General features: G+C 63.5%; 10 protein-coding genes and 1 pseudogene. 4 read left to right on the forward strand and 7 right to left on the reverse strand.

From position 1 onward, the window contains the following. Nucleotides 1–7: 7 nt before the first annotated feature. The 4 genes from AC07VL_RS20295 to alaC form a co-directional block, all read right to left on the reverse strand. Nucleotides 8–1,198, reverse strand: a complete 1,191-nt coding sequence (locus tag AC07VL_RS20295; protein ID WP_494807433.1) for an acyl-CoA dehydrogenase family protein — start codon at nucleotides 1,196–1,198, stop codon at nucleotides 8–10. A gap of 185 nt (nucleotides 1,199–1,383) precedes the next feature. Next, on the reverse strand, nucleotides 1,384–2,973 hold the full coding sequence (locus AC07VL_RS20300; protein ID WP_494807434.1) for an aspartate:alanine exchanger family transporter: 1,590 nt from the start codon (nucleotides 2,971–2,973) through the stop codon (nucleotides 1,384–1,386). A 245-nt stretch (nucleotides 2,974–3,218) separates the two neighbouring features. Then, nucleotides 3,219–3,713, reverse strand: coding sequence for a hypothetical protein (locus tag AC07VL_RS20305; RefSeq protein WP_494807557.1), 495 nt, complete (start codon nucleotides 3,711–3,713; stop codon nucleotides 3,219–3,221). 284 nt (nucleotides 3,714–3,997) lie between these two features. Further along, nucleotides 3,998–5,215, reverse strand: coding sequence for an alanine transaminase (gene alaC, locus AC07VL_RS20310; RefSeq protein ID WP_494807435.1), 1,218 nt, complete (start codon nucleotides 5,213–5,215; stop codon nucleotides 3,998–4,000). A gap of 309 nt (nucleotides 5,216–5,524) precedes the next feature. On the opposite strand from alaC, the gene AC07VL_RS20315 reads away from it, so the two are divergent. Next, nucleotides 5,525–6,208, forward strand: coding sequence for a pentapeptide repeat-containing protein (locus AC07VL_RS20315; protein WP_494807436.1), 684 nt, complete (start codon nucleotides 5,525–5,527; stop codon nucleotides 6,206–6,208). Nucleotides 6,209–6,371: 163 nt separating this feature from the next. Here AC07VL_RS20315 and AC07VL_RS20320 read toward each other — a convergent pair whose 3' ends face one another. Continuing rightward, nucleotides 6,372–7,598 (reverse strand): MFS transporter, encoded by a 1,227-nt coding sequence (locus AC07VL_RS20320; RefSeq protein ID WP_494807437.1) that lies wholly within the window; start codon nucleotides 7,596–7,598, stop codon nucleotides 6,372–6,374. Nucleotides 7,599–7,720: 122 nt separating this feature from the next. Here AC07VL_RS20320 and AC07VL_RS20325 point away from each other — a divergent pair, with 122 nt between their 5' ends. After that, nucleotides 7,721–8,647 (forward strand): LysR family transcriptional regulator, encoded by a 927-nt coding sequence (locus AC07VL_RS20325; protein WP_494807438.1) that lies wholly within the window; start codon nucleotides 7,721–7,723, stop codon nucleotides 8,645–8,647. 270 nt (nucleotides 8,648–8,917) lie between these two features. On the opposite strand, the gene AC07VL_RS20330 is transcribed toward AC07VL_RS20325, so the two are convergent. After that, nucleotides 8,918–11,191 carry a carboxy terminal-processing peptidase gene (locus tag AC07VL_RS20330; RefSeq protein WP_494807439.1) on the reverse strand — a complete coding sequence of 758 codons (2,274 nt, stop codon included), beginning with the start codon at nucleotides 11,189–11,191 and terminating at the stop codon, nucleotides 8,918–8,920. 634 nt (nucleotides 11,192–11,825) lie between these two features. Here AC07VL_RS20330 and AC07VL_RS20335 point away from each other — a divergent pair. Together AC07VL_RS20335 and AC07VL_RS20340 are read left to right on the forward strand one after the other, a co-directional pair. Continuing rightward, nucleotides 11,826–11,972: pseudogene (locus tag AC07VL_RS20335) on the forward strand (methyl-accepting chemotaxis protein); the annotation flags it as partial. 47 nt (nucleotides 11,973–12,019) lie between these two features. Continuing rightward, nucleotides 12,020–12,292, forward strand: coding sequence for a putative signal transducing protein (locus AC07VL_RS20340; RefSeq protein WP_494807440.1), 273 nt, complete (start codon nucleotides 12,020–12,022; stop codon nucleotides 12,290–12,292). 1 nt (nucleotide 12,293) lies between these two features. On the opposite strand, the gene AC07VL_RS20345 is transcribed toward AC07VL_RS20340, so the two are convergent. Next, nucleotides 12,294–12,842: a thymidine kinase gene (locus AC07VL_RS20345; protein WP_034755172.1), complete on the reverse strand. Its 549-nt coding sequence runs from the start codon at nucleotides 12,840–12,842 to the stop codon at nucleotides 12,294–12,296. Nucleotides 12,843–12,939: the final 97 nt, after the last annotated feature.

Raw genomic sequence — 12,939 nt, forward strand, 5'->3', positions numbered from 1 at the left:
TTCTGGCTTACAGGCCCAGGATCATCTGCGTGATGATGTTTTTCTGGATTTCATTCGAGCCGCCATAGATCGATGTCTTGCGGTAATTGAAGTAATACGCGGCCAGCGGCGCGGCCAGGTCGTCGCCGCCCGCGCCGTGCGGCGCGCTGCCGTCAAGGAAAGCCGGATCGAAGGGCAAGGCTTGCGGGCCGATGGCTTCGACCATCAGTTCCGTCAGCTGCTGCTGCAGTTCCGAGCCGCGCACCTTCAGCATCGACGCCTGCGGTCCCGGCCCCTTGCCCTCTTCGCTGATGACGCGCAAGACCGTCATTTCCAGCGCCATCAATTCGATTTCCACATGCGCCACCTTGGCGGCAAAGGCGGGATCGTGCAATAGCGGCGCACCGCGCTTGCTTTGCTGCATGGCCAGCTGCTTGAGGAACGTCAGCTCGCGCTTCGAGCGGCCCACGGCGGCGATGCCCGTGCGCTCGTGCCCCAGCAGATACTTGGCATAGGTCCAGCCCTTGTTTTCCTGGCCCACCAGGTTGCTGACGGGCACGCGCACATTGTCGAAGAAGACTTCGTTCACTTCATGCTCTTCATCGAGCATGATGATGGGGCGCACGGTGATGCCCGGCGTTTTCATATCGATCAGCAAGAAACTGATGCCTTCCTGCTTGCGCACCGTGCTGTCCGTGCGCACCAGGCAAAAGATCATGTCCGCGTGCTGGCCCAAGGTGGTCCAGGTTTTCTGGCCGTTGACGATGTAGTGGTCGCCGTCGCGCTCGGCCGTGGTTTTCAGCGAGGCGAGGTCGGAACCGGCACCTGGCTCGGAATAGCCCTGGCACCACCAGTCGTCGCAGTTCAAGATGCGCGGCAGATAGTATGCTTTTTGTTCGGCGTTGGCGAAGGCCATGATGACGGGCGCCACCATGTTGACGCCGAAGGGCAGGATGGGCGGCGTGGCGGCGCGCGCGCACTCGTCTTCCCAGATGTGGCGCTGCACGGCCGTCCAGCCCGTGCCGCCGTATTCGACGGGCCAGGCCGGCGCGGCCCAGCCTTGCTTTGCGACAATCTTGTGCCAGCGCACGTAATCGTCGCGGTTCAGGCGCAGATGCTGGCGCACCTTGCGCTGCAGGTCCGCCGGCAGATGGGTGTCGAGGAAGGCGCGCACCGTGTCGCGGAACGCCGTCTCCCCGGCCGTGTAATGCAGGTCCATGTCTGTCTCCTTGTTCTTATGAGTTGCCGTGATGCCTGCACGCAAGGAAGCTCAGCGCACAAAAAAGCACGACCGTTCTCAAGGATTGTACAACAGAATGGCAGCAGCGCCAGCCCTCTTTTCAGGGGGCGGCGCGCTGGCGCGGCAGGGAGATGCAGGCAAAAAGCAGCGGTGCTTGAGCAAGATCAGCCATACAGATGCAGCAGCACCTGCACGGCGACGATCTTGACGATGGTCATGCTGGGGAAGATCATGGCGTAGCCCAGGTTGGGCCGGTCCGACCTGGCCAGGCGGTTGGCGAACACCAGCACGGCCGGGTTGCCCGTGGCGCCGGCCGCAATGCCCAGCAGCTCGGGAAACGGCAGGCGCAGGAAGACCTTGCCCAGGATCACGACGATGGCCACCACCACCAGCACCGTCACGGCCCCCAGCGCCAGCATGGGCAAGCCGTCGGCGCCCACCTGCTGCACGAAGGGCAAGCCGGACGCCATGCCGACGGCGGCGAGGAAGATCGTCAAGCCATAGTTGCGCATCACCAGGTTGGCCGACAGGGGCAGGCGCCAGCTGACCTTGCCCACCCTGCCCAGGCGCCCCAGGATCAGCGCCATCACCAGCGGGCCGCCGGCCAGGCCCAGGCTGAACGAGCCTATCCACGGCAAGGGGATAGGCACCAGGCCCAACAACACACCGAGCACCATGCCCATGCCCAGCGAGACATAGCTGAACTCGGCCGTGGCCGTGATGGAGTTGCCGAACAGCTTGCGCACGTCGGCAGCGTATTTCGCCGGGGCAATGGCCATCACGCGGTCGCCGAATTCCAGCGTCAGATACGGGTGCGGCAGGATCATGGCGTCGCCGCGGCGGATGAAGGCGATCTGCAGGGGAAAGTCTTTCGACAGATTCAGCTCGCCCAAGGGCACGCCGACGATTTCCGCATCCGACACGAACACTTCATTGCCGTCGAAATCGCTGCGGTCCTTCATCAGCCGGCCCGGGTCCAGGTGGCCCAGCGCCGTGCGCGCCGCTTCCACGCCCTCGACCGTGCCCGACACCATCAGCGCGTCGCCCACGCCGATCACCAGTCCGGGGTCGGGCAAGCGGTTCTGGTGGCCCTGGCGCACGCCGATCACCTGCACGCCCGCCAGCGGACCGTCGGCCAGTTCCGACAGGGCCGCGCCCGCCAGCTTGGCCGCGTCGATGGTAATTTCCGACACGATGATGGGCGCGGGTGGCGGCGTCAGCACGGGTTTCAGGATGCGCCCCGCCAGGTACAGCCCCAGCATGGGACCGACGACGCCGAACGGGTACGCCACGGCATAGCCGACGGCCGCATCGCCATTGCCGTGCGATGCTTCCAGCGCCGCCTGCAGGGCGGCCGTGCTGGTCATGGCGCCGGCAAACACGCCGCTGGCCATGCGCAGCGAGATATCGATCCACTGCCCGCCCCAGACGGAGACGGCCAGGCCGCCCATGACGGCAAGGAAGGCGATCAGGTTGTGCTTTTGCCCCGCGCCGCGCAAGCCGGCGAAGAACTGCACGCCGTACTGCACGCCTATGCCATACAGAAACAGCAGCAGACCGATGGAGCCGACCAGCGGCGGCGGCACGGAACCGGGAGCGAATGCGCCCAGCGCCAGCCCCGCGAACAGCACGCCGCCCACGCCCAGCGAAAAACCGAACACGCTGATACGCCCCAGTGCATAGCCGGCGCCGATGACAAGAAACAGGGCCATGATGGGCGTGGACTCCAGCGTGTGGCGGAAGAGATCTAGCATGGGCGCAACCTTATTCGGGGGACAACCCAGTTTAGCATGCACAAAAGCAACACGATGGCGCAATGACAAGCAAGCGTGCGCAGGGCCAGCCGCTTAAAAAAGGGCAAAAAAAAGCCCGCTGCGGGAGCGGGCTGAATCTAATTCCTGTGAGGAAGTAGAGGAGACAGGTGCAATGATGCCGCGTCGCAGCATATAAATCTAATTGTATGTTGTGATGATAGAAATATGCTTTATCAATATCTCGGTCATGCCGATCCAAAAACGATCAGCGTTCGCCGGGACCCTGGCGCGCGCGTGGCCAGCACGCGGGCCTGCTCCACGCTCACGCAGGCCTGCGGCGCAAACCCCGCCGGCATCGCCTGCGCATCTCGCCGGATCAGTTGCGGATCGTTGATCACGTCATAGTTTCCGCGCTTGAACACCAACTGCTCGATGCCAGCGTCACCCGCAGGCACCGGCTTGACGACGACGAGCGACCAGTGCCCCTCATCGCCCTGGTACCGCTGTTGCTTCAGGAAGGCGTTGACCCGGTCCGCCAACGGCGCCGCGCCGTGCAGTTCACTCTGATACGGCGCCAGCGGGCACAGCAGCGTGCCGGCCGGCCAGGCCGTCCCGGGCAGCGCTACCGGCGTGTCCGGGCGCAATTGGGCCAGGTAGCGGTCGAGCGGGTGCCGTTGCTCCGCACAGGCACCGAGCGCCAGCAGCGCCAGCAGGGCGGCGGCGCGACCAAGAGGAATCATCAAAGTAATTCCCGGGTGAAGGTAGCGTACATGTCGCCATGTTAAGCGATAAGCGTGTCGAAGCGGGCCGGATCACATTGAATCCGCGCGCATCCCGGCGCCGCTGGCAGCGACAGGCAAAAAAAAGCCCGCTACGGGAGCGGGCTGAATCTATTTCCTTGGAGGAGATAGAGGAGACAAGTGCATGATGCCGCGTTGCAGCATATAAAACCACTTTATATTCGTGATGTCAGAAATACGCGGCAGTGATATTAAGGGCGAGGAGTAATGCCCTACGGCAACCTTTATGCTACCACCTCCGTTTTCCCGTCGCCGGCACGCAACATGTTCTTGATCCCGCGTAACGCTTGCCGCACGCGGGCCTCGTTTTCGATCAGGGCAAAGCGCACGTATTCATCGCCGTATTCGCCGAAACCGATGCCGGGCGACACGCTGACCCTCGCTTTTTCCAGCAGCAGCTTGGCAAACTCCAGCGAACCCAGGTGGCGGTAAGCCTCGGGGATATGCGCCCAGATGTACATGGACGCCTTCGGTTTCTCCACCATCCAGCCTGCTTCATGCAAGCCTTTCACCAGCACGTCGCGGCGGCGCTGGTACTGGGCACAGATCTCCGCCACGCAGCTTTGGTCGCCTTCCAGCGCGGCAATGGCCGCCACTTGCACGGGCGTGAAACTGCCATAATCGTGGTAGCTCTTGATGCGCGCCAGGGCCGCCACCAGTTCCGCATTGCCCACCATGAAGCCGATGCGCCAGCCCGCCATGTTGTAGCTTTTCGACATGGTGAAGAATTCCACCGCCACGTCGCGCGCGCCGGGCACCTGCATGATGGACGGCGCCTTCCAGCCATCGAAAGTGATGTCGGCGTAGGCCAGGTCATGCACCACCAAAATATTGTGCTGCTTGGCCAGTGCCACCACCCGCTCGAAGAATTCCAGCTCCACGCATTGCGCCGTCGGATTCGACGGGAAGCCCAGCACCATCATCTTCGGTTTCGGATAGCTTTCGCGGATGGCCCGTTCCAGTTCGGCAAAGAAATCCACGCCCGGCCCCATGCGCACGGAGCGGATATCGGCACCGGCGATGACGGCGCCCCAGATATGGATGGGGTAGCTGGGATTGGGCACCAGCACCGTGTCGCCCCGGTCCAGGGTCGCCAGCATCAAATGCGCCAGGCCCTCCTTCGAGCCGATGGTGACGATGGCTTCGCTGTCCGGGTCGATGTCGACGTCGTAGCGCTTCTTGTACCAGTGGGAAATGGCGCGGCGCAGCCGGGGGATGCCTTTCGAGGCGGAATAGCCGTGCGTGTCGGGACGTTTCACCGTGTCGATCAGCTTGTCGACGATGTGGGCCGGGGTGGCGCCGTCGGGATTGCCCATCGACATGTCGATGATATCCTCGCCACGGCGGCGCGCGGCCATCTTGAGTTCGGCGGTGATATTGAAAACGTAGGGGGGAAGACGATTGATGCGCGAAAAGCTGCGCGGAGCTTGGCTGTCGGTCATGGTAGATATCTTTACGTAAGCGCCCGGATCCGTCCGAGCGACGTTGGCGCAGTGGCTGCGCCTGCAACGATACTAACCCGGGCTTGCGCAAACTGGCAAGCGCGATTCGGACACGCTACAATACGCCCAGATCGAAAATGAGCGCACCGGTTGGTAACCCGGTAAGTGCCCGGCACCGTCCGGCATGCTCCCGCCCACGCGGACCCACGGCGCTGACCTTTGGCTATGACACCGGCCGGGGAAGTGGTCTGGTTCGTGCATCCTTCCCGCCGCGCCATCCCTCCCCTGCCTTGATGAGGAATATAACGGATGGCAACACACGACACCGCAGTAAATGGCATGACCCTGGACCGCGCCGGCATGGAGCAGCAGCTGGCCTTGCCGGTGCGCCACTTCATCGATTGCGCGTTCGACGGCGAAGACTTGTCGCGCCTCGACTTGCAGGGCTGCACGTTTGAGCGCTGCACCTTTGCCGACACGAATTTATTTGCCAGCAAGCTGGCGCGCAGCACCTGGCGCCGCTGCCGCGCCGGCAGCGCCGACTTCGAATCCGTCGACGCCGTCGACGCCAGCTTTGAAGGCTGCGACCTGAACAACACGAAATGGCGGCGCGCCAAGCTGGCCTCGGTCACCTACCGCGGCTGCAAGCTGACGGGCGCTTCGTTCGAGGAAGTGGCCCACCTGGGCCTCAGCTTCGAAGACAGCCTGCTGGTGGGTGCCGACCTGCGCGGCTTCTCGTTCCGCAAGGCGACATTGAAACAGCTGGACTTTTCCGACGCTTACCTGGCCGGCTGCGATTTCCGCGAGGCCGTCTTCGAAGGGGGCAGCCTGCGCAATGCCACCATCAAGCTGGCGAAGTTCCAGGGCGCGGACCTGCGCGGCGCCGACATCGACGGTTTTAAATTAAGCGAAGCGGCGCTGCTGAAGGGCGCCGTCATCACGCATGCGCAGGCGGCCAATTTCATGCGCGCGCTCGATCTCGTGGTGATTTGATGGGAACAGGCAAAAAAAAGCCCGCTACGGGAGCGGGCTGAATCTATTTCCTTGGAGGAGATAGAGGAGACAGGTGCATGATGCGGCAGCGCGGCATATCACGCCACTTTATATTCATGATGATAGAAATATCCACCAGTGATAATGAGGCGCCATCACGGTTTCACGCCGTGCGGCGCGCCGCCAGCGGCAAAAATTCCCCCAGCCATACCAGCAAGGCCAGTCCCGGGAACGCCATGCCAGTCAGCAAGGTTGCCTGCCAGCCATAGCTGGCATACACCCAGGCACCGACGGCCGAGCCGGCCGCGCCGCCCGCGAAGAACAGGGCAAAATACAGGCCGTTCAGGCGGCCCCGCACTTCCGCGCCCAGGCTGAAGATGGCGCGCTGGCCCAGCACCAGGTTGGCCGCCACGCCCATGTCGAGCACGATGGAAGCCGCCACCAGCAAGCCCAGCGCCACGTGTTTCGACTCGGGCGCGAGCATCGGCAAGGCGAAGGCGACGATGCCCAGCGCCAGCGCGGCGGCCGTGGCCGGCAAGGTATGGCCCGCATCGGCCAGGCGGCCCGCGATGGGCGAAGCGACGGCGCCGGCCATGCCCACCAGGGCAAAGATGGCGATGCCCGTTTGCGACAGGCCGAACGCGGGGCTGGCCAGCACCAGCGGCGTGACGGTCCAGAACAGGCTGAAGGCGCCGAACAGGCCCGCGTGGTAGGCGGCGCGGCGGCGCAGCACAGGCGTGCCCAGCAGCAAATGCCACAGCGAGGCCATCAGGGCAGGATATTTCATGCTAGCCACGGGCTGGCGCACGGGCAAGGCGCGGCGCAGCACGGCAGCCAGCGCCAGCATCAGCATGGCGGCACCGCCGAACACCACGTGCCAGCTCGCATGGGCCGCCACCAGCGACGCCACGGGACGGGCCAGCATGATGCCCAGCAACAAGCCGCTGACGACCTTGCCCACGGTTTGCCCCCGCGTCGCTTCCTGCGACAGGTGAGCGGCAAACGGCACGATCACCTGCGCCGCCACGGAACCGAGGCCGATGGCCAGCGCGGCGGCGAGGAAGACGATGGCGCCCGTGGAGAGGGCCGCCACCACGAGCGCCGTGGCCGTCACCAGCAGGGCCGTGACGATCAGGCGGCGGTTTTCCAGCAAGTCGCCCAGCGGCACGATAAACAGCAGGCCCAGGGTATAGCCCACTTGCGTCAGGGTGACGATCAGCCCGGCCGCCTTGGCCGACAAGCCCGTGGAAGCGCTGATGGGGCCGACGAGGGTTTGCGCGTAGTACAGGTTGGCGACGATGAGGCCGGAAGCGATGGCCAGCAGCAACACCATGCCGGGTGCAATGTCGGGGGGAGCAGACACTGCTGCGCGGGAAGAGGCCTTGTTCATGTTATTTCCTCGGTTCGTTAGGGATGGGTCTATTCTAGGCAAAGCCGGGCCCAAGATAATTAGGGCATAATCCCCCTACACTTTTCACATTAGATGAACAATTCCACAGAAAGCCTGCCCCCATGGACAAGATCAAGGCCATGCAGACCTTCGTGCGCATCGTCGAGGCCAACAGTTTTTCCAAGGCGGCCGAAACCTTGAATCTGCCGCGCGCGGCGCTGACGGCCACCCTGCAAAAGCTGGAAGCCTACCTGGGCACGCAATTGCTGCAGCGAACCACGCGCCGCTTGTCGCTGACGCCGGAAGGAGCCGATTACTTTCGCCACTGCATCGACATCCTGCGGGCCGTGGACACGGCGGAACTGGCGTTTCGCGGCCCGGAAGCGAAGAAACCGCGCGGCTTGCTGCGCATCAACCTGCCCAATACGGTGGGCCGCCGCCTCGTCATTCCCCATGTCGCGCACTTCCACGCCGCCTATCCCGAGGTGCAATTGCAGCTGAGCCTGACGGACCGCCTGGTGGACCTGACACAGGAAGGCATCGACTGCGCCCTGCGCGTGGGTGACTTGCAGGATTCCGCCTTCATCGGCAGGCAGATCGGCCTGATGCGCTTCGTCACCTGCGCCGCGCCCGCCTACCTGGCGCGGCACGGCACGCCGCAGACCCTGGCCGAGTTGGCCGCACACCGGGGCATCATGCATTACTCGGGCCGCACGGGCCGCGCCTTCGACTGGGATTTCCAGCAGGACGGCGAGGTGGTGCGCGTGCCAATGACCGGCCCCATCGCCGTCAACGACGCGGATGCCAGCGTCGCTTGCGCGTTGCAAGGACTGGGACTGGCCCAGGCGGCCGTGTACCAGGTGCGCGAATACCTCGACAGCGGCGCGCTGGTGGCCGTGCTGGCGGATCATCCGCCGACGCCCATGCCCATGTCCCTGCTGACGCCGCAAGGCCGCCTGGCCACGCCCAAGCTGCAGGCGTTTACGGGCTGGATCACGGCCCTGCTGGCCACCCAGCCCGACGTGCAATTGCCGCCGCGCCAAAACTGAAGCAAATCCGGGGCAAAAAAAAAGCCCGCTGCGAGAGCGGGCTGAATCTATTTTCTTGGAGGAGAATAGAGGAGACGAGTGAATTATGCTGCATCGCGGCATATCATGCCAATTGATTGTTGAAATAACAGAAATACACTGAGCCAATAACTGCGGCCAGCGCGCCAAAAAAAACGGGGCCGGACCCGCTGGTCCGGCCCCGTCCCGGGCTAGGCGCAAGGCGCTGCGGCGGAGCGAGCGCTGGCCGCCGCGCCGCCCTCCCCTGCCTGCCTACTTCGCCGCAGCCACCGGCGTGGCTTTGGCGTCGGCAGCGGCGCCATACGGCAGCACCTTGGCCGCCAGGCGCGTGTCGGCCTTGATCAGCGCCACTTCGTCGGCCAGGATGCGCGCCGATTCGTTCAGCAGCACGTCCTTGGCGCTCTTCGCGGCCGTCTCGGCATCGAGTTCGGCGCTCAAGGCCCGCTCGTCGCCCTGCAAGCCGTCGTCGGTGCGCAGCGCGCCCTTCACGGCGGCGATCTGCTTGGCCGTCTTGCTGGCCGCTTTCGCGCCCTTCAGCACGTCCTTCGGATCGGGAATCACCACCAGGTCGTCGGACGGATTGGAAATCTGCGCGATCAGGCGTTTTTCACGGGCCTTGGCGCGCGCTTCCTGGGCATCGCGCTCCTTGCGGCGCACGGTTTCGTTCAGCGAGATCTGGTTTTCCTTGCGCTGCTTGACGACGAGGGCGATGTCATCCTGCAGGTACTGGAAATCCTTGTCCTTGGCCACGCGCGCCTCATGCTTCTTGTCCAGCAGGGGCACGATCTCCTTCAGGTCGCCCGTCGGCAAGTACGGCGCCGGCTTGATGGCCACCCATGGCAGGGCATTGTCGTAGCTCGATTCGCCGAAGTTGTCCGTGTCCGACATGGCCGGCAGCTTGATGTCGGGCGTGACGCCGCGCAACTGCGTGGTGCCGCCATTGATGCGGAAGAACTGGGCGATCGTCATCTTCAGCTCGCCGAAGCGGGCTTTCTCGCTGCCGCCGAAACGGTCCAGGCTGAACAAGGTCTGCACCGTGCCCTTGCCGAAGCTGCCTTCGCCGATGATGACGCCGCGGCCGTAGTCCTGGATGGCGGCGGCGAAGATTTCGGAAGCGGACGCGGAGCCCCGGTTGATCAGCACGCCCATCGGGCCATCCCACGCCAGGCCGGCGTTGGTATCGCTTTCGATGTCGACCTTGCCTTCGGCATTGCGCTGCATCACGACGGGACCCTTGTCGATGAACAGGCCCGTCAGTTCGACGGCCTCGTTCAGCGAACCGCCGCCGTTGTTGCGCAAGTCGATGAGGACGTTGTCAACCTTGTCCTTTTTCAACTCGCCCAGCAAACGGCTCACGTCGCGCGTGGCGCTCTTGAAATCCTTGTCGCCGCGGCGGCGCGCTTCGAAGTCCTGGTAGAAGGTGGGCAGGGAAATGACGCCGATGCGGCGCTTGACGCCGTTGTCGCGCACTTCGATGACGGATTTCTTCGCCGCCTGCTCTTCCATGCTGATTTTCTTGCGCACCAGCGGCAGGACCACGTGCTTGGCGTCCGGGCCGGCATCGGCCGGCAGGATGTCGAGGCGCACCACGGAATCCTTGGCGCCGCGGATCAGCTGCACCACGTCGTCGATGCGCATGCCCAGCACTTCGGTGATGGGGCCGCTTTCGCCCTGCCCCACGCCAACGATGCGGTCGCCCACCTTCAGCTTGCCCGACAGGCCCGCCGGGCTGCCCGGCACGACTTCGCGCACCACCGTGTATTCGTCGCGCGTCTGCAGCACGGCGCCAATGCCTTCGAGCGACAGGCGCATGGCGATGTCGAAGTTTTCCGAGGCGCGCGGGCCCAGGTAATTGGTATGCGGCTCGATCGACATGGCGTAGGCATTCATGAAGATCTGGAACACGTCTTCGCTGTTGAGCTTGCGCGAACGCGCCGTGTAGCTCTCGTAGCGCTTGTCCAGGGTTTCCCGGATGGCCTTGTCTTCCTTGCCCGCCAGCTTCAGGCGCAGCCAGTCATTCTTGACGCGCTTGCGCCACAGGTCGCGCACTTCCTCGTCATTCTTCGGCCAGGCGGCCTTTTCGCGGTCGATCTGGTAGCTTTCGTCGGCCGTGAAGTCGAACTTGGTTTTCAGCAATTCGCGCGCATACGTCATGCGCTCGTCGAAACGCTGCTGGTACAGATTGTAGATGGCGAACGGCGCCGTCAGGTCTTCATTGGTGATGGCATCGTCGAGCTTGGTGCGCAGCGGGGCGAAGCGGTCGATGTCGGCCTGCACGAAGAACAGTTTTTCCGCGTCGAGCGACTTGAAATAGCGGTCGAAGATCTTTTCCGACATGGCATCGTCGAGTGGCATGGCCTTGTAATGGACGCGCGTCAAGACGCGCGAGGCCCACAGCGCGGCCTGCGTTTGCTGGGCCAGCGGCTTCATGGGGGGCGGAGGAGCGGCGCTCTTGTCCGTCTGGGCTGCGCCAGCTTGGGCTGACAGGGCAAGCACCAGGGTGACCAGCATCATTTGCTTCTTCATCGGCTTCTCCGAAAATTAGTTAAATCAATTCCAGGCGGCGCGACTGCGGGTGCGCCTGCCAGCAAGACAGTAAGGGGAATACACGACTGGTCTGCATATTATTCTACAGGATACGGCCAGGCAGTCTCCCATGGAATATCAGTTTCTTCCTGGAAGCTTAAACGCGGATTAAGGATGGCGTTTCATTCATTACAAAGTGAAACATCCGTGAGCAAGTGCCACGCCCGCGCGCCCGGCTGGCCGCCGGCGCGACGGGCACCGCGGCAAAACGCCAGATACCACGCCAGAAAGTCAATATACGGTTTTCACATCGCTTGATCCAGATGATGTTTTTACGCGAAATAATGATTCTTGTCGGAAATACTTAGTAATAAAACGCAAGTAACATGCTATCATCGCGCCCTGAAATCACGCTGGCCCGTGCACGGCCGCCAGCCCGGCAAGCCGCCCTGGCGCGGCACTTCCCCGACAGCTCCCCTCCCCGCGTGTCATGTCATGACCAGGAATGGCCCTGCTGATGACTCCTTAGCCACACGCACTGAAACCATATGCCCACTTTTTCGCTCTCCCTCCGCCACTGCAGTGTCGGCGGCAAGATCACCGTCTTCACGTTTGCCCTGGTCAGCCTGATCCTGGCATCGAGCAGGTCAACCAGGCCATCGCCCAGATGGACCAGGTGACCCAGCAGAACGCGGCCCTGGTGGAGGAAGCGGAGGCGGCCGGCGCGCTGCAGGAGCAGGCACAGGAACTGACGCAGGTGGTGGACGTGTTCAAGCTGTAAAGAGCGGCGGGTGCTAAGATGGCGCATCCATGCCGCCAGGAGCCACGATGCACAACGACTACGTTCTGATTGCCCGCCTGATGATTCCCACGGACGCCCACGTGATCCGCGGTTGCCTGGCCGCCGCCGGCATCGACGTGCTGCTGACGGACGACCAGCACATGCAGGCCGACATGCTGCTGGCCGCGGCCATCGGCGGCGCCCGCGTGCTGGTGCGCGAGCACGACGTGGCGCGCGCCAATGACATCCTCGCCGCCTTCGAGCGGGGCGACCTGGCCCTGTCCGACGATGCCGACGTGGGCGCGCCGGCGGTGGAGTAATTCAGGAATAGAAACAGCGCCCGCACGCCTGGCGGTAACTCTCGTTGCCGCCTATGCTGATCTGCTCGCCTTCCTTGATGCGGCGGCCCTGCTCGTCCACGCGGATATTCATCGTGGCCTTCTTGCCGCAGGTACAGATATTTTTCAGTTCCTCGATGTCGTCGGCCAGCGCCAGCAGGTAGGCCGAGCCGGGGAACGGTTCGCCCTTGAAATCCGTGCGCAAGCCATAGCAGATGACGGGCACGCCCTTTACCTGCGCCAGCTGGTGCAATTGTTGCACCTGGGCCGTGCTGAGAAATTGCGCTTCGTCAACGAGCAGGCACGCCACCTGCGGAATATCGTCGAGGAAATTCGTATCGGCATGGAAGATATCGACCTGGCGCTGCGGTCCCAGGCGCGAGGTGACGCGTCCCACGCCGTAGCGGCTGTCGATGGCGGCCGTGTACAGGCGTACCTGCTGGCCCTGCTCTTCGTAGTTGTGCGCGACTTGCAACAAGGCCGTCGACTTGCCCGCGTTCATCGCGGAATACCGGAAATAAAGTTTTGCCACTGCCGCCTGCCCTGTCTGAGTAAATTGCAATACTATTCAGTATCTTTTCGAGGCGTGATTATAAATCGCCTTGCCTGCCTTGCGGCAGCTTAATGTC

The organism is Janthinobacterium sp. GW821-FHT03C08, assembly GCF_059420905.1.